The organism is Roseomonas sp. OT10 (assembly GCF_020991085.1).
In the GTDB taxonomy this organism is placed as follows: domain Bacteria; phylum Pseudomonadota; class Alphaproteobacteria; order Acetobacterales; family Acetobacteraceae; genus Roseomonas; species Roseomonas cutis.
This window is the reverse complement of record NZ_CP087719.1, coordinates 1,085,864-1,101,310: the sequence shown is the minus strand read 5'-3', so window position 1 is coordinate 1,101,310 and position 15,447 is coordinate 1,085,864. Positions and strand designations below refer to the sequence as shown.

The following is a 15,447-nucleotide window of genomic DNA, read 5'->3' as shown; positions in this document are numbered from 1 at the left end:
GGCTTCGGGCCGCGTCCCCGGGGGACGGATGCAGCCCGTCGTGCGATGGGCTAGAAGGCAGGGCGGAGCCCCAGGGGAGAAGCAGCGCGCATGGCGTCGGACCGGATCCTGATCGGCAAGGGCGCGGAGCCCCAGTCGCTTTACCTGCCGCTCGCCAACCGGCACGGGCTGGTGGCGGGCGCCACCGGCACGGGCAAGACCATCACCTTGCAGACGCTGGTCGAGGGCTTTTCGCGCAACGGCGTCCCCGTCTTCGTCGCCGACATCAAGGGCGACCTCGCCGGGCTCAGCCAGCCGGGGAAGGACAACCCGAAGATCGCGCAGCGCGCCGCGAGCCTGGGTGCCACCGACTTCGCGTACCAGGCCACGCCCGTCGTTTTCTGGGACGTGTTCGGCGAGCAGGGCCATCCGGTGCGCGCCACGGTGGCGGAGATGGGGCCGCTGCTGCTCGGCCGCCTGCTCGACCTGAACGACACGCAGGAGGGCGTGCTCTCCGTCGCCTTCGCCCTGGCCGACGACGAGGGGCTGCTGCTGCTCGACCTGAAGGACCTGCGCGCCCTGCTGGCGCATGTGGCCGAGCGCGCGGGCGAGCTGGGGGTGCAGTACGGCAACGTCAGCAAGGCGAGCGTCGGGACCATCCAGCGCAAGCTCCTCGCCCTGGAGCAGCAGGGGGCGGAGCACTTCTTCGGCGAGCCGGCGCTGGAGCTGACCGACCTGATGCTGCTGACGCCCGACGGGCGCGGCTCGGTCAACGTGCTCGCCGCCGACAAGCTGGCGGGCAGCCCGCGCCTCTACGCCACCTTCCTGCTCTGGCTGCTCTCAGAGCTGTTCGAGGAGCTGCCGGAGGTGGGCGACCTGGACAAGCCGAAGCTCGCCTTCGTCTTCGACGAGGCGCACCTGCTGTTCAAGGACGTGCCCAAGGCGCTGCTGGAGAAGATCGAGCAGGTGGTGCGGCTGATCCGCTCCAAGGGGGTGGGCGTCTACTTCGTCACCCAGAACCCGCTGGACCTGCCCAACACGGTGCTGGGGCAGCTCGGCAACCGGGTGCAGCACGCGCTGCGCGCCTTCACCCCCGCCGACCAGAAGGCGGTGCGCGCGGCGGCGGACACCTTCCGCCCCAACCCCGCCTTCCGCACCGATACGGCCATCACCGAGCTGGCGGTGGGCGAGGCGCTGGTCTCCACCCTCCAGCCCGGCGGGCAGCCGGGGATGGTGGACCGCACGAAGATCCTCCCGCCCCGCTCGCGCATGGGTGCGATCACGGCCGAGGAGCGCGCGGCGGTGATGGGACACAGCCCGATCGGCGCGAAGTACGACACGCCGCTCGACCGCGACTCCGCCTACGAGCATCTCACCGGCCGTGCCACCACCGTCGCCGAGGACCCGGCGCCGCAGCCGGCAGGGTGGGGCGGCGGCAATGCCTCGGACGGCTCCTGGGGTGGCGCGGGCGGCGGCGCAGCACCGCGCGGCCCCTGGGGCGGCCCCTGGGGCGGCCCCGCACCCGGGCCGGCGGGTGTGCCGCCCCCCGCGGCGGGCGGCGACGTCTGGGGCCGTGGCACCACCGTACCCGGCACGCGCCGCATCCCCGTGCCCGCGCCGGCCTCGCGCGGCGGCCAGCGCGGCAGCGTGCCGGAATCCGGCGGAGGCTGGGGCGGCGTGCTCTCGGACGTGCTGACGGGCGGCGGCGGGCGGCGCCAGGGCGCGGTGGAGGCGATGGCGAAATCCGCCATGCGCAGCGTCGGCTCGCAGGTCGGCCGCGCCCTCGTGCGCGGCGTGCTCGGCTCGCTGCTCAAGCGATAGGAAGCACGGGGATGAGTGTGACCTTCCGCGAGGCGCGGCGCGAGGACCTGCCCGCCATCGTCGCCATGCTGGCCGACGACATGCTGGGGGCGAAGCGCGAGCGCGCCACCGACCCATTGCCCGAGGGCTATGGCCGTGCCTTCGACGCCATCGCCGCCATGCCCGGCGCCGCGGTCATCGTGGCGGAGGCGGCGGACGGGTCGGTGGTCGGCTGCCTGCAACTCGCGGTGCTGCCCAACCTCTCCTACCAGGGCACCAGCCGCGCGCTGATCGAGGGCGTGCGCGTCGCCGCCTCCCATCGCAACCGGGGGCTGGGCGCGGCCCTGATCCGCGATGCGGTGGAACGCGCGCGGCAGGCCGGCTGCGGGATGGTGCAGCTTTCCACCAACGCGGCGCGCAAGGACGCGCAGCGCTTCTACGAACGCCTGGGCTTCGTGGCGAGCCATGTCGGCATGAAGCTCGACCTGCCGCGCTGAGACGGCCCGCCGCAGCGGCGCGTCCTCTCCGGCCTCCGGGCCCCCGCCCCTGGCGGCCCGGCATCCGTCACGCGGCGGAGGGGCCGCGCGGGTCGGGGCCAGGCTGGCCGGGGCCAGGCTGGCCGGCGCGGCGCCGATGCCGCGGGCTGGCCCGGGGCTTGCCTGCGCCGAGGCCAGGCCATTCGCCGCGCCCCCGGGGCGCGGCCCACAAGGAAGCCAGACGCCATGAGCCGACGCATCGTCCTCGCCGCCGCCCAGATGGGCCCAATCCAGCGCGCCGAGGGGCGCGACGAGGTGATGGGCCGGATGCTCCGCCTGATGGAGACCGCGCACCGGCGCGGCGCCGAGGCGGTGGTCTTCCCCGAGCTGGCGCTGACCACCTTCTTCCCGCGCTGGTACGAGGAGGACATCGCGGCGGCCGACCACTGGTACGAGACGGCGATGCCCTCCAACGCCACCGCCCCGCTCTTCGAGGCGGCACGGCGGTACGGCATCGGCTTCCACCTGGGCTATGCCGAGAAGACGCCGGACGGGCAGCGCTTCAACACCGCCATCTATGTCCACCCGACCGGCGAGATCGTGCTGAAGTACCGCAAGGTCCACCTGCCCGGGCACAAGGAATACGACCCCCAGCGCAAGGTGCAGCACCTGGAGAAGCGCTACTTCGAGGTGGGCGACCTTGGCTTCCCCGTGGTGCGCGCGCCGGTCGGGGAGAGCGAGGTCAACATCGGCATGATGATCTGCAACGACCGCCGCTGGCCGGAGGCCTGGCGCGTGCTGGGGTTGCAGCAGGTCGAGCTGGTGATGCTGGGCTACAACACGCCCAGCCTGAACAGCGAGGGGCGCGGCTTCGAGGCGCACCACCTGCGCGTCTTCCACAGCCACCTCTCGATCCAGGCGGGCTGCTACCAGAACGCCTGCTTCGCCGCCGGCGTCGCCAAGGCGGGCACGGAGGACGGGCACGAGCTGTTCGGCCATTCCATCATCGTCAACCCGCAGGGCGAGATCATGGCGCAGGCCACCTCCTGGGACGACGAGCTGATCGTGGCGGAGTGCGACCTGGAGATGTGCCGCCTCGGGCGCACCACCATCTTCAACTTCGCCGCGCACCGCCGCACCGAGGCCTATGGCCGCATCGTAGAGCAGACCGGCTCCGTCGCGCCGCCCGCCTGGCAGCCGGGGCGGCGCGCGGCGGGGTAGGAGCCGGCGCCGCGCCGGGGATGCAGGGTCCCGGAACGATCGGCGCGGCGGAGCGTTGAGGGGTGAACCGGAACGGAGCCCCTCGACCATGCGCTCGCTCGTCCTCGCCCTGCTTCTTACCACCGCCCCCGTGATCGCCTCGGCCGAGACGGCGGCGGACCGCGCCCGGCGCGAGCTGGACCGCGGCATCCAGCAGGACCGCTTCCACGACGCCGCGCGTGACGCGCGCGGCGACCAGCGCGCGGCCATGCCCAGCCGCACGGAGGGGCTGGAGGCCGATCGCGCCGCCAGCACCACCTCCACCATGCCCTCTCCCGCTCCGGCCCTGGAGGGGACGGGCGCAGCCGAGACCGTGGCCCCCGGCATGGGAAGCAACATCCAGCGCTGACGGGGTGGCGCGCGGCGGGCCGCCGGCCGCAGCGGCACCGCCATCCCCCCCGGCCCGGGCCCCGGACAGGGCCGAGGCCGTCCTTGAAATGGCCACCGCATCGCCGTGCCATCGCCGGATGCGGCACGGATATCTCCCGTCGCCACGGCGGTCGGGCGCTGGTCTGGAAACGGTCCCGGCGCCGGCACGTTCCACAGGCAAATGCCGGAGGATCCCATGCCTGCCCCGTCCCCCCTTGCCCGCCGGAGCCTGCTTCTGGGCCTCGCCGCCGCCGGGCTGACGCTGCCTGCCGCCGCGCAGGATCTCAACGGCATCGTCGGGCAGGTGCTCCAGGGCCTTCAGCAAGGCGGCGGTGACCAGCAGCGCTGGGACGACGACCGCCGGCGCGAGGCGCAGGAGCGGGACCGTTGGGAACAGGAGCGCCAGCGTGAAGCCCGCGAGCGGGACCGCGAAGCCCGGGAGCGCCGGCGCGAGGCCTGGGACCATGACCGCGCCCGGAGGGACGAGCAGCGCGCCCGGCAGGAAAGCGAACGCCACCGTTGGGAAGACTCCCGTCGTGCCGCCGAGGACCGCGACCGCCAGTTGCAGGACCGCCAACGTCGCCTGGACGAGGAGCAGCGCCGCCTTGCCGAGGACCGCCGCCGTCTGGACCAGGAGCGCTGGCGCCGCTGACCGGCGCCGCAAACTGGCGCCGAAACCCGACGGCCGCGGGGCCGTTCCGGAGCATGAAGCCGGAGCAGAACCCCATGCGCGCCTTGCTGGCCCTGCCGATCCTCGGATTGGCGACCCTCGCCTCCCCTGCCCAGGCCGGGGCGTTGGACAGCCTCTACGACAGCACGATCGGGCGGCTTCCCTTCTTTGCCCCGCGCGATACTGCCGAGGCTCCCCGGCCCCGCGTCAACGAGGCGACAGAGCGCGAGCAGGAAGCGCGCAACCTGCGCCGCGACTACTGGCTGCGCGAAAAGGCCCGCCTGGAGCAGGACCGGCTTGCCCGGGCTCGTGGCCCGGCGTCGGCCGGTCCCGTATCGGGCACCGTGACCGAGGTCGCATCCGTGGCGCCGCGCTGAGCGGGATCAGAGCCCCGTCGCCTCCAGCCCGGCAATCGCGCGGGCCAGGGCCTGGGCGCGCGGTACCAGGCTGTCCACCTCCAGATACTCCTCCGGGCTGTGCGCGCGGCCGCCGACCGGGCCGACCGCACAAAGGGTCGGCGCGCCCATCGCGGCGGTGAAGCCAGAATCCGCGCAGCCGCCGGTGAACTCCCCGTCGACCGACAGGCCGGTCGCCGCGGCCGCCTGCCGGTAGCCCTCGAAGAGCCGCGCCGAGGCGTCATCCTGCGTCAGCGCCTTGAATTCGCCCCGGATGGCGAGGGTGGCGCGCGTTCCCGGGACGAAGGCGCGGGCGATGATCGCCTCGATCTTCCCCATGGTCTCGTCACGGTCGGCGGGGTGCACGTAGCGCAGGTCGATCTGCCCCTCGGCCAGCGGGGCCACGGTGTTGACGCTCTGCCCGCCGCTGACCAGCCCGACATTGAGGGTGATCCCGCGCGACAGGTCGGTCAGCGCGTGGATCGCCTGCACCTTGCGCGCCAGTTCCTCGATGGCGCTGATGCCCGCCTCGAAGTTGCCGCCGGAATGCGCCGCCTTGCCCTCGATGGTGAAGGCCATGAAGACCCCGCCCTTTCGCCCGGTGACGACATTGCCGGAAGGACGGCCTGGCTCGCTGTTGAAGACCGCCCTTGCCTGCCGCGCCTCCGCCTCGATCACCGGCCGGCCCTCCGGCGAGCCGATCTCCTCGTCGCCCGTGAACAACCCCACCAGCGGTCCCGGCGCACCGCCGAACTTCGCGAAGCCGGCCAGGACGAACAGGTTCATCACCAGCCCCGCCTTCATGTCGGCGACGCCGGGGCCATAGGCGCGGCCGCCCTCGATATGGAAGGGCCGGCGCTGCGGCTCGCCCTTCGGGAAGACGGTGTCGCGATGGCCCATCACCAGGATGTTCCGCCGGGCATTGCCGCCGGACATCCCCCCCTCGCCGCCCGCCACCGTGGCGCGCAGGCAGTCGCCGAAGCGCTCGCCCGGGATGGTCTCCACGGGAATGCCATGCGATTCGCAGAAGCGCGAGACCAGCGCCCCCACGGCATCGACGCCGGCCTTGTCGTAGGAGCCGCCGTCCGTGTCGACCATCGCGCGCAGCAGCTCGAGCATCGCCTCGCGCTGCGTGGCGAGCCAGTCGGTGATGGCGGGGTTCATGTCGGTCATGCCGGGCTCCTGGCAGGGTGGGGTCGGTCCCCGTTGAAGATCAGATCGGGGTGCCCCCGCAATGCTTGGCAGCGGGCCGCAACACGCCGCAGCGCAACAGCGTCAGATGACAGGGCGTTCATCTTGTATCCATCAAAGACCGGGACATATGCCATGGCCGCCCGACGCGCCCTTCTCTCCGCCGCCCTGCTCGGCACCGCCGCCCTCGCCGCACGCCCGGCCGCCGCGCAGACCACGCCCGGCTCCACCGGGCCCGCAGGCGCCCTCCCGGCCAATACGCCCGGCCAGGGCGGCCGCTGGCGCCCGGCGCAGCGGCTCGGCCTGGGGGGCCAGCCGCTGAGCAACGGCTTCGGCAAGGTCGTCTCGGATGCCGATGCCGTCGCCACGGTCGATGCCGCCTGGGAGTCGGGCATCCGGCTGTTCGACACCTCGCCCTGGTACGGGCTGGGCCGCGGCGAGCGGCGCATCGGCACCGTGCTCAGCAGCAAGCCGCGCGACGAGTTCACCCTGTCCACCAAGATCGGCCGGGTGCTGGAACCGGATGCGGCGCTGGCGCTGCGCCGCGTCGCGAACTGGGCGAACGCCCCTGCCTTCCGCTACCGCTACGACTATTCCGCCGACGGGACCCGGCGCTCGATCGAGGACAGCCTGCAACGCCTCGGCCTGTCGCGCCTCGACATCGTCTTCGTCCACGACCTTTCGCCCGGCAACGAGCGCGACCTCGGCCGCCCCTGGCAGGAGGCCTTCGAGGAGGCCCGCAAGGGCGCCTTCCCCACGCTGCAGCGCCTGAAGGAGGAGGGGGTCATCAAGGCCTGGGGCATGGGCGTGAACGAGCCGGAGCCGATCCTGGCGGCCCTGGAGGTGACCGAGCCCGACATCTTCCTCGCCGCCACCCAGTATTCCCTGGCGGAGCACGCGAAGGCCCTGGACGGCATCATCCCCGCGGTGCGGGCCAAGGGGGCCTCCATCATGGTCGGCGCGCCGCTGAACGGCGGCTTCCTGGCGGGGAAGGAGCGCTTCAACTACGGCAGCGGCATCCCGGACGCGATGCTGCGCAAGCGCGAGCAGATGCGGGCGGTGGCGCGGGAGCACGAGGTGGATCTGCGCGTCGCGGCGCTGCACTTCCTCAACGCGCAGCCGGCGGTGTCCTGCTTCGTTCCCGGCGCCAGCCACCCGGACCAGCCACGCCAGAACGCGGCCGCCTTCCGCCAGGCCATCCCCGCCGCCTTCTGGGCGCAGATGCGGGAGGCCGGGCTGATCGACCGCCGCGCCCCCAACCCTGCGGCGTAGGTCCGGGCCGCCGCTCCGCGGCGGCCGGCGGAGGGTGCCGCCACCCCCGGCCGGCCCGCGTCAGCCCTGGGCCGCGGCGCGCAACGCCTTCTGCGCCAGCCCGGGGTCGGCCAGCGGGAAGTTCGCCGCGCGCTCGATGACCCGCGCGGCGCGGAAGCAGAGGTCGTCGCGCCCCTGCGCCGCCGCGACCTGCACGGCGCGCGGCATGCCCTCCGCATCCAGCCCGGCCGGCACGCTGATCGCCGGCTGGCGCGTCAGGTTGAAGGCGGCGGTCCAGGGCGCCCAGTCGCGCCACAGCGCCGTGGCCGGGTTCACCGTGGGATCGTCCGCCGCGAAGGCCGCGGTCGGCGTGCAGGCGGTGAGCACCAGGTCGTAGCGCAGGTGGAAGCGTGCCATGCGGTGCGCCACCTCCGCCCGCAGCGCCTCGGCGCCGAGGAACTCGACGGCGCTCATGCCGCCCTCGCGCCGCGCCACCTCCACCAGGCCGGGATCGAGCTGCTCGCGCCGCTCCTCCGGCGTGGTGGCGACCAGCCGCGCCAGCGCGGCGCCCCAGACGCGGGCGAAGACGGCCCGGGTGTCGGGCAGGTCCGGATCGGCCTCCTCCACCACTGCCCCGGCCTCCTGCAGCCAGTGCAGCGCCCGATGCAGCGCCGCCTCGCCCTCGGCATCCAGCGGCGCATCGAAACCCAGGCGGCGCACCAGGGCGATCCGCATCCGGCGCACCCCGTCCTCGATCCCGTCGCGCCAGTCGCGGGGGTCGTCCGGAAGGCAGTACGGGTCGCGGATGTCCGCCCGCCCGATCGCGCCCAGCAGCAGCGCCGCGTCGCGCACCCCGCGCGTCATCGGCCCCGCCACGGACACGCTGCCGAAGGCGCTCTGCGGCCATTGCGGCACGCGGCCATAGCTCGGCTTCACGCCCACCAGGCCGCAGAAGGCCGCCGGGATGCGGATGGAGCCGCCGGCATCGGTGCCGACATGCAGCGGCCCGAAGCACGCCGCCCCCGCCGCCCCGGCGCCGGAGGAGGAGCCACCGGTGGTGCGCCTCGGGTTCCAGGGGTTGCGGGTGATGCCGTGCAGCGGGCAGTCGCCCGGCGTCTTCCAGCCGTATTCCGTGGTGGTGGTCTTGCCCAGCAGCACGGCGCCGGACGCCTTCAGCCCCAGCACCGCCGGCGCGTCCTCGGCGGCCGGGGCCGGGTCGCTGACGCGGCTGCCGCGCCGGGTGGGGAAGCCCGCGACGTTCAGCAGGTCCTTCACCGTCACCGGCACGCCGTCCAGGGGCCCGAGCGGGCGCCCGGCCATCCAGCGCGCCTCGCTCTCCCCCGCCTGGGCCAGGGCGCGCGGGTTCAGCGCGGCGAAGGCGTTGACCCAGGGGTTGTAGCGGGCGATCCGCTCGGTGACGGCCTTCAGCGCCTCAATGGGGGACAGGGCACGGCGGGCATAGAGGGACAGCAGCGCCTCGGCGCCCATCAGCGCCGGATCGGTGGGAAGCTCGCTCATCAGGCGGCGGAGAATGCGCCGGGCGCCCTGCCCGGGGAAGCGTGCCCGGCCGCATGCCGGCCAGGACGGCGACGCCAGGATGGGGGCGCCAGGATGGGGACGCCGGGATGGGGACGCCAGCATGGGCGTGGCGCCGGATGGCATGGGCCGGGGTGGCTTCCCTCCCCCGCCCAGCCGGCCCAGGATCGCCACCCCCCGGTGCCCCCCAACACCATGAAGGAGTCTCCCCGCCATGCCCGATGCCGATGCGCCGAAGCCCCCTGCGCCGAAGCCCTGGGAATGGCCCGAGGAAACCTGGCGGAAGATCACCGGCCGGGCACGGGCCGGGCGGTCGATGCGCCCCGCGCTGTGGCCGGACGGGGCGCGCTGCTGCGTCACCCTCTCCTTCGACGCGGACCACGACACCATCCCGCTGCGCGACGCGGACGAGAGCCCGATGCGGATCAGCCAGGGCCAGTACGGCAACCGCCAGGGCATTCCGCGAATCCGCGCGCTGCTCGACCGGCACGGGGTAAAGGCGAGCTTCTTCTACCCGGCGGTCTCCGCCCTGCTCTATCCGGACGAGGTCCGCGCCGTGGCGGAGGAAGGCCACGAGATCGGCATCCATTCCTGGATCCACGAGGCCAATACCAGCCTGCCGCCGGGGGTGGAGCGCGACCTCACCTTCCGCGCCGCGGACACGCTGGAGAAGGTTTCCGGCCGCCGCCCGGTCGGCATCCGCACCGCCTCCTGGGACTTCTCGGTGGACACGATGTCCATCATCCGGGAGCTGGGGCTGCTCTACGATTCCAGCCTGATGGCGGATGACGATCCGTACGAGCTGGTCGCGGACGGCGAGCCCACCGGCATCGTCGAGCTGCCGCCGGAATGGATCCGCGACGACGCGCCCTACTTCAACTTCGTCCGCTTCTCCGCCCTGCGCCCCTACACCGCCCCCTCGGCGGTGGAGGAGATCTTCCGTGCCGAGTTCGACGGCGCCTATGCCGAGGGCGGGCTGTTCCTGCTGACCATGCACCCGCACGTCATCGGCCACCGCTCCCGCATCGCGCTGCTGGACCGGCTCGTGACCTACATCCGCGGCCATGGCGACGTCTGCTTCATGACCCACGAGGAGGTCGCGCGCTACTGCAAGGCGCAGGCGGCGGGCTGACGGAGGGTCGCGCCCGGCGGGACGGGGCCCGCCCCGCCGGGCCGCCGCCTCACTGCGGCGACAGCATCTTCAGCCCGGCGATCCCGCCGACGATGAGGGCGATGCAGCCGAGGCGCAGGGCATCGGCCGGCTCGCCGAACAGCGCCATGCCGACCAGCACGGTGCCGACCGTGCCGATCCCCGTCCAGACGGCATAGGCGGTGCCCAGCGGCAGGCTGCGCAGGGCCAGGCCCAGCAGGACGACGCTGGCGACCATCGCGGCCAGGGTCAGCACGGTGGGGATGGGGCGGGTGAAGCCGTCCGTCTGCTTGAGCCCCACGGCCCAGCCGACCTCCAGCAATCCGGCGACGAAGAGAATGATCCAGGCCATCATGGCCTCCGGCGAAGGCGGCGGGCCGTCCCGCCTCGCTCCCCCGCCGGAACCGGGGCGGCCGCCGGAGAGGCAACCGGGCGGGGTCGTCCCCGCGGAAGCCACGCAGAGATACGCCTCCCGCCGGTGGAGCCAAGGGGTCCGGCCCGGCGCCCCCGCCATGGCCGGTCTGCGCGGCGGCGATCAACCAGGCGTGGCTTGCCCGTGCCGGCGGGCCCCTGGAGGATCGGGCGATGGACCCTGCCACCCTTCCCTATTGCGGCGCGCCGCCCCTGCCCGGCGCGGCGGGTTGGAACCTGGACCCGGTGCTGCTCGCCGCGCTGCTCCTGGCCCTGCCGGTGCTGTGGCGCGGGGCACGGCCGGGCGGGCGAGGCCTCGTCCTGGGCGGCTGGGCGGTGCTGGCCCTGGCGCTGGTCTCGCCGCTGTGCAGCCTGTCGGTCGCGCTGTTCTCGGCACGGGTGGCGCAGCACCTGCTGATCGTGCTGGTCGCGGCGCCGCTGCTCGCCGCCGGCTGGCGCGACGCCGTCCGCCCGCCCGGGGCCGCGGGGCTGCTGGGGTCGGCCGGCGCCTTCGCCCTGGCGCTCTGGACCTGGCACCTGCCGCTGCCCTATGCGGCGACCTTCGCCAGCACCCCGGCCTACTGGGCCATGCACCTGACCCTCCTGGCCAGTGCCGCCTGGCTCTGGCGCGGGCTGTGGCAGGGTGCGTCGTCGCGGCCTGAACTGGCCTTCGCCGCCGGGATCGGCACGGCCGCGCAATCCGGGCTGCTCGGCGCCATGCTGACCCTGGCGCCGCGGCCGCTCTTCGCGCCGCATGCCGGCACCACCCTGCCCTGGGGCCTGACGCCGCTGGAGGACCAGCAGCTCGGCGGGCTGCTGATGTGGGTGCCGGGCGGGCTGGCCTTCGCCGTGCTGGCCGTCGCCGCCGCCGCCGCGCTGCTGCGTCCGATCGCACACGATCCCGTGGGTCGCGCCCCGCGGCCTTGAGCCCCCCCCGCAGCATCGGATACCGCGGACCGGTCGGGAAGCCGGGGGCAGGAACCCATCGAATCTGGCCAGCAAGGCGCGCCGCCGCGCCGGTCCATGCGCCGTGACCGCACGCCGCCGTGCGTGGCGATCATGCTCGCCCTGGCGCCGGCCGGCTGCGCCGGCCCGCAATCCGTGCTCGACACGCGCGGCCCCGGCGCGGCCTGGATCGCCGAACTGACGCATGTGCTCTTCGCCGGCGGCAGCGTCATCCTGGCGCTGACCATGGTGGCGACCTGGCTGGCCCTGTCGCCGAACCCGGCGATCCGGCGCGCCATGGGCCGGGCGCGCTTCGTGGTGCTGGCGGGGGTGGTCTTCCCCCTGGTCACGCTGTCGCTGCTGCTGGTCTACGTGCTGCGCGTCTCGCACGCGCTGACCGGGCCGGGCGCGCCCGACGCGCTGGTGGTCGAGATGGTCGGGCGGCAGTTCTGGTGGGAGATCCGCTATCCCGGCGCGACGGAGGCGGAGGGCTTCGCCACCGCCAACGAGCTGCGCATCCCCGTGGGCCGCGAGGTGGAGCTGAAGCTGACGGCGGGCGACGTCATCCACAGCGTCTGGATTCCCAACCTGCACGGCAAGGTGGACATGATCCCCGGCCGCACCAACACGCTGCGAATCCGGATGGACGCGCCCGGCGTGCTGCGCGGGCAGTGCACGGAGTTCTGCGGCATCCAGCACGGGCTGATGGCCTTCTCCGTGGTGGCGGAGCCGCCGGAGGCGTTCGCCGCCTGGCTGGCACGCCAGCGGGACGCCGTGCCGGAGCCCGCCACGCCGCAGCTCGCGCGCGGGCGGGCGGTGTTCGGCGAGGCGGGCTGCGGCGCCTGCCACGCCGTGCGCGGCACGGAATGGGCGGGGGTGCTCGGGCCGGACCTGTCGCGCGTCGGCGGGCGGCTGACGCTGGGCGCGGGGGCGCTGGAGAACCATCGCGGCACCATGGCCGGCTGGATCGCCGGGGCGCAGGACATCAAGCCCGGCAACCTGATGCCCGCCTATGGGCAGGCGATGTCCGGCCCCGACCTGATCGCCGTCTCCGACTGGTTGGAGAGCCTGCGCTGATGGCGCCCGACGCAAACCGGCCCCTGGCCGATGACGGGCTGCCGAACCCGCTGCCGCGCCCGGCGAACGAGCTGCCGCGGCTGGAGCAGGTGTGGCGGCGGCCGAGGGGCTGGCGCTTCCTGGGCGAGATCAACAACAACTACATCGGCCTCGCCTATATCGCGACGGCGCTGCTGTTCTTCCTGCTGGCCGGCATCCTTGGCCTGCTGATCCGCTTCCAGCTCGTCGTGCCGGGCAATCCGCTGTTGCCGCCGGGGACCTACAACCAGGTCTTCACCATGCACGGCACGGTGATGCTGTTCCTCTTCGCCGTGCCGGCGGTGGAGGCGATGGGCGTCACCCTGCTGCCCGGCCTGCTGGGGGCGCGGGACATGCCCTTCCCGCGCCTCTCCGCCTATGCCTACTGGGCCTACCTGATCGGCGGGCTGTGCTTCTTCGCCTCGATCTTCTTCGGCACCGCGCCGGATGGCGGCTGGTTCATGTACCCGCCGCTGACCTCCCTCGCCTATTCGCCCGGCATCAACGCGGACATGTGGCTGCTGGGGATCGGCTTCATCGAGATCTCCGCCATCGCCGGCGCCATCGAGCTGATCGTGGGGATTCTCCGCACCCGCGCGCCGGGGATGACGCTGGCGCGGATGCCCATCTTCGCCTGGGCGATGCTGGTGATGGCGGGAATGATCGTCTTCGGCTTCCCGCCGGTGATCCTGGCGACGACGCTGCTGGAGCTGGAGCGGGCCTTCGACTTCCCCTTCTTCATCGCGGCGCGCGGCGGCGACCCGCTGCTGTGGCAGCACCTGTTCTGGTTCTTCGGGCATCCGGAGGTCTACATCATCTTCCTCCCCGCCGCGGGGATGGTGTCGATGATGGTGCCGGCCCTGGCCGGCGCGCCGCTGGTGGCGCCGGGGCTGGTGGTGGCGGCGCTGCTGGCGACGGGGTTCCTCAGCTTCGGGCTCTGGGTGCACCACATGTTCGCCACGGGCATCCCCGCGCTGTCGCTGGGCTACTTCTCGGCAGCGAGCTTCGCGGTGGCGATACCCTCCGGCATCCAGGTCTTCGCCTGGATCGCCACCATCGCCAGCGGGAAGATCAAGTGGGAGGTGCCGACGCTCTACGTGCTCGGCTTCCTGTTCATCTTCACCCTGGGCGGGCTGACCGGGGTGATGGTGGCGGCCGTGCCCTTCGACTGGCAGGCGCACGACAGCTACTTCATCGTGGCCCACCTGCACTACGTGCTGATCGGCGGCATGGTCTTCCCGCTGCTCGGCGCCTTCTACTACTGGGCGCCCACCTTCACCGGCGCGAAGCTGTCCGACCGGCTGGGCAAATGGGGCTTCTGGCTGCTCTTCCTCGGCACCAACCTGACCTTCTTCCCGATGCACGTCTCCGGGCTGATGGGACTGCCGCGGCGGGTCTACACCTACCCGGCGGGGATGGGGCTGGAGCTGTGGAACGTCCTGTCCACGGCGGGCGCCGTGGTCAGCGCGGCGGGGGTCGCGGTCTTCCTGCTCGACGTGGCGCTGAACTTCCGCATCGGGCGCGGGCGCAACGCCAACCCCTGGGGCGCCGGCACGCTGGAATGGGCGCCGACCGAGGTTTACGGCCTGCGCTCCATCCCCTGGATCGGCTCGCGCGAGCCGCTCTGGGACCGGCCGGGCCTGCCGCGCGAGATCGAGGCGGGGCGCCACCTCCTCCCCGGCACCGTCACCGGAAACCGCGAATCCATCGTCACCAGCCCGGTGGACGCCATCCCGCAATACGTCGCCATCCTACCGGGGCCGGGCTTCGCGCATGTGCTGGCGGCGGTGGGGACGGCGGCCTTCTTCCTGCTGCTGGTGTTCAAGGCGATCCTGCCGGCGATGCTGGGCTTCGCGCTGGGGCTGGGCGGCATCCTGTGGTGGCTCTGGACCGCGACCGACAAGGGCCCGGTCGTCGAGCGCGCGGAGGTCGGCGGCGGGCTGGTCCTGCCGGTCTATGCGACGGGCTCCACCTCCACCGCGTGGTGGGCGCTGGTGGTGCTGATCCTGGTGGACGCCACCGGCTTCCTGGCGCTGTGCGGCAGCGACCTCTACCTCTGGCTGATCCATGGCGCCGCCGGCTGGCCGCCGGAGGGCTTCGCCCTGCCGGAGGCGCGCTGGCCGCTGCTGGCGGCGGGCGGGCTGGTCCTGTCCGGGGCGCTGGTGCTGCTCGCCTCCCGCCTGCTCGATCGCGTGCCGCGCGGCGGGGCGGGGTCCTGGGCGGTGTCGCTCGCTCTGCTGCTGGCGCTCGCGCTGACGGCCGGCGCCTGGGCGGCCGATACCTGGGGCCATTGGTCCACGGGAATCCGCGGGACCACCAACGGCCATGGCGCGGCGGTCTTCGCCAGCGCGGCGTGGCAGGGCTTCCACCTCTTCGTCGTGCTGGTGATGGCGCTCTATGCCATCGCCCGCGCGCTGGCCGGGAAACTCGATGGCGTGCGTCGCGTCACCTTCGACGTGGTCATGCTGTTCTGGCTCTACACGGTGGCGCAGGGGTCGGTCGGCCTCCTCACCTTCCACCTCTTCCCGCGCCTGGTGGGCTGAGGTGGCGCGCGGCATCGGCCCCGCGATCGGCGCCCTGTCCGGGCTGATCGTCTGGGCGCTGCATTTCACCGCGATCTATGCCGCGACCGCCACCGCCTGCGACCGTGGGGGGGAGGCGGCGCGCTGGCTGGGGATGCCGCTGATCCCGGCGCTCGCCGCCGCCATCACCGCCACCGCCCTGGCGGCCCTGGCGCTCGTGACCTGGCTGGCGCTGCGGCAGACCCAGCCGGGCGGCCTGCTCGGCCCCTCGCGCCTCGCCGATCCGGGCTTCCTGGCCTGGGTGGCGCTGGCCACCAGCGGGCTCGCGGCGGTGGGGATCGTCTTCGAGGCACTGCCGGCCTTCGTCGTGTACCCCTGCTTCCGGGGCGCGGGCTGA

The 15,447-nt window shown here is 73.5% G+C and carries 15 protein-coding genes; 12 read left to right on the top strand and 3 right to left on the bottom strand.

What is annotated here, in order from left to right:
- Nucleotides 1-90: 90 nt before the first annotated feature.
- From LPC08_RS05035 to LPC08_RS05010, 6 genes are all read left to right on the top strand, one after another.
- Complete coding sequence (locus LPC08_RS05035; protein ID WP_230451639.1) at nucleotides 91-1,800, top strand: helicase HerA-like domain-containing protein; 1,710 nt, start codon at nucleotides 91-93, stop codon at nucleotides 1,798-1,800.
- An 11-nt stretch (nucleotides 1,801-1,811) separates the two neighbouring features.
- Entirely contained in the window at nucleotides 1,812-2,276 is a 465-nt protein-coding gene (locus tag LPC08_RS05030; RefSeq protein ID WP_230451638.1) for a GNAT family N-acetyltransferase, read from the top strand.
- Nucleotides 2,277-2,501: 225 nt separating this feature from the next.
- Nucleotides 2,502-3,476, top strand: coding sequence for an N-carbamoyl-D-amino-acid hydrolase (locus LPC08_RS05025; RefSeq protein WP_230451637.1), 975 nt, complete (start codon nucleotides 2,502-2,504; stop codon nucleotides 3,474-3,476).
- A gap of 88 nt (nucleotides 3,477-3,564) precedes the next feature.
- On the top strand, nucleotides 3,565-3,864 hold the full coding sequence (locus LPC08_RS05020) for a hypothetical protein (RefSeq protein ID WP_230451636.1): 300 nt from the start codon (nucleotides 3,565-3,567) through the stop codon (nucleotides 3,862-3,864).
- 216 nt (nucleotides 3,865-4,080) lie between these two features.
- Nucleotides 4,081-4,536: a hypothetical protein gene (locus LPC08_RS05015; RefSeq protein ID WP_230451635.1), complete on the top strand. Its 456-nt coding sequence runs from the start codon at nucleotides 4,081-4,083 to the stop codon at nucleotides 4,534-4,536.
- Nucleotides 4,537-4,610: 74 nt separating this feature from the next.
- Complete coding sequence (locus LPC08_RS05010) at nucleotides 4,611-4,931, top strand: hypothetical protein (RefSeq protein ID WP_230451634.1); 321 nt, start codon at nucleotides 4,611-4,613, stop codon at nucleotides 4,929-4,931.
- A 6-nt stretch (nucleotides 4,932-4,937) separates the two neighbouring features.
- On the opposite strand, the gene LPC08_RS05005 is transcribed toward LPC08_RS05010, so the two are convergent.
- Nucleotides 4,938-6,122: a M20 family metallopeptidase gene (locus LPC08_RS05005; RefSeq protein WP_230451633.1), complete on the bottom strand. Its 1,185-nt coding sequence runs from the start codon at nucleotides 6,120-6,122 to the stop codon at nucleotides 4,938-4,940.
- A gap of 153 nt (nucleotides 6,123-6,275) precedes the next feature.
- On the opposite strand from LPC08_RS05005, the gene LPC08_RS05000 reads away from it, so the two are divergent.
- Nucleotides 6,276-7,412 carry an aldo/keto reductase gene (locus LPC08_RS05000; protein WP_230451632.1) on the top strand — a complete coding sequence of 379 codons (1,137 nt, stop codon included), beginning with the start codon at nucleotides 6,276-6,278 and terminating at the stop codon, nucleotides 7,410-7,412.
- Nucleotides 7,413-7,472: 60 nt separating this feature from the next.
- On the opposite strand, the gene LPC08_RS04995 is transcribed toward LPC08_RS05000, so the two are convergent.
- Complete coding sequence (locus LPC08_RS04995) at nucleotides 7,473-8,909, bottom strand: amidase (protein WP_230451631.1); 1,437 nt, start codon at nucleotides 8,907-8,909, stop codon at nucleotides 7,473-7,475.
- A 232-nt stretch (nucleotides 8,910-9,141) separates the two neighbouring features.
- On the opposite strand from LPC08_RS04995, the gene LPC08_RS04990 reads away from it, so the two are divergent.
- Complete coding sequence (locus LPC08_RS04990) at nucleotides 9,142-10,059, top strand: polysaccharide deacetylase family protein (protein ID WP_230451630.1); 918 nt, start codon at nucleotides 9,142-9,144, stop codon at nucleotides 10,057-10,059.
- A gap of 49 nt (nucleotides 10,060-10,108) precedes the next feature.
- Here the strand turns inward: LPC08_RS04990 and sugE are convergent, their stop codons facing one another.
- The gene (gene sugE / locus LPC08_RS04985) at nucleotides 10,109-10,432 is read right to left on the bottom strand and encodes a quaternary ammonium compound efflux SMR transporter SugE (protein WP_441295830.1); all 324 of its coding nucleotides are present in this window, start codon (nucleotides 10,430-10,432) and stop codon (nucleotides 10,109-10,111) included.
- A gap of 230 nt (nucleotides 10,433-10,662) precedes the next feature.
- On the opposite strand from sugE, the gene LPC08_RS04980 reads away from it, so the two are divergent.
- The 4 genes from LPC08_RS04980 (at nucleotide 10,663) to LPC08_RS04965 (ending at nucleotide 15,447) form a co-directional block, all read left to right on the top strand.
- A complete protein-coding gene (locus LPC08_RS04980; RefSeq protein ID WP_230451629.1) occupies nucleotides 10,663-11,415 on the top strand; it encodes a cytochrome c oxidase assembly protein in 753 nt (250 codons plus the stop codon).
- A 132-nt stretch (nucleotides 11,416-11,547) separates the two neighbouring features.
- Complete coding sequence (locus LPC08_RS04975) at nucleotides 11,548-12,510, top strand: cytochrome c oxidase subunit II (RefSeq protein WP_230452989.1); 963 nt, start codon at nucleotides 11,548-11,550, stop codon at nucleotides 12,508-12,510.
- A complete protein-coding gene (locus tag LPC08_RS04970) occupies nucleotides 12,510-15,071 on the top strand; it encodes a cbb3-type cytochrome c oxidase subunit I (RefSeq protein WP_230451628.1) in 2,562 nt (853 codons plus the stop codon). The genes LPC08_RS04975 and LPC08_RS04970 overlap by 1 nt, the downstream gene beginning before the upstream one ends.
- 1 nt (nucleotide 15,072) lies before the next feature.
- Complete coding sequence (locus LPC08_RS04965) at nucleotides 15,073-15,447, top strand: hypothetical protein (RefSeq protein ID WP_230451627.1); 375 nt, start codon at nucleotides 15,073-15,075, stop codon at nucleotides 15,445-15,447.

Bases quoted from the DNA above. Each gene is read 5' to 3' on its own strand.
- LPC08_RS05005 (WP_230451633.1), bottom strand. From the start codon at position 6,122: ATGACCGACATGAACCCCGCCATCACCGACTGGCTCGCCACGCAGCGC.
- LPC08_RS05000 (WP_230451632.1), top strand. From the start codon at position 6,276: ATGGCCGCCCGACGCGCCCTTCTCTCCGCCGCCCTGCTCGGCACCGCC.
- LPC08_RS05025 (WP_230451637.1), top strand. From the start codon at position 2,502: ATGAGCCGACGCATCGTCCTCGCCGCCGCCCAGATGGGCCCAATCCAG.
- LPC08_RS04980 (WP_230451629.1), top strand. From the start codon at position 10,663: ATGGACCCTGCCACCCTTCCCTATTGCGGCGCGCCGCCCCTGCCCGGC.
- LPC08_RS04990 (WP_230451630.1), top strand. From the start codon at position 9,142: ATGCCCGATGCCGATGCGCCGAAGCCCCCTGCGCCGAAGCCCTGGGAA.
- LPC08_RS04975 (WP_230452989.1), top strand. From the start codon at position 11,548: ATGCTCGCCCTGGCGCCGGCCGGCTGCGCCGGCCCGCAATCCGTGCTC.
- LPC08_RS05030 (WP_230451638.1), top strand. From the start codon at position 1,812: ATGAGTGTGACCTTCCGCGAGGCGCGGCGCGAGGACCTGCCCGCCATC.
- LPC08_RS05035 (WP_230451639.1), top strand. From the start codon at position 91: ATGGCGTCGGACCGGATCCTGATCGGCAAGGGCGCGGAGCCCCAGTCG.
- LPC08_RS05015 (WP_230451635.1), top strand. From the start codon at position 4,081: ATGCCTGCCCCGTCCCCCCTTGCCCGCCGGAGCCTGCTTCTGGGCCTC.
- LPC08_RS04970 (WP_230451628.1), top strand. From the start codon at position 12,510: ATGGCGCCCGACGCAAACCGGCCCCTGGCCGATGACGGGCTGCCGAAC.
- LPC08_RS05020 (WP_230451636.1), top strand. From the start codon at position 3,565: ATGCGCTCGCTCGTCCTCGCCCTGCTTCTTACCACCGCCCCCGTGATC.
- LPC08_RS05010 (WP_230451634.1), top strand. From the start codon at position 4,611: ATGCGCGCCTTGCTGGCCCTGCCGATCCTCGGATTGGCGACCCTCGCC.
- sugE (WP_441295830.1), bottom strand. From the start codon at position 10,432: ATGATGGCCTGGATCATTCTCTTCGTCGCCGGATTGCTGGAGGTCGGC.
- LPC08_RS04995 (WP_230451631.1), bottom strand. From the start codon at position 8,909: ATGAGCGAGCTTCCCACCGATCCGGCGCTGATGGGCGCCGAGGCGCTG.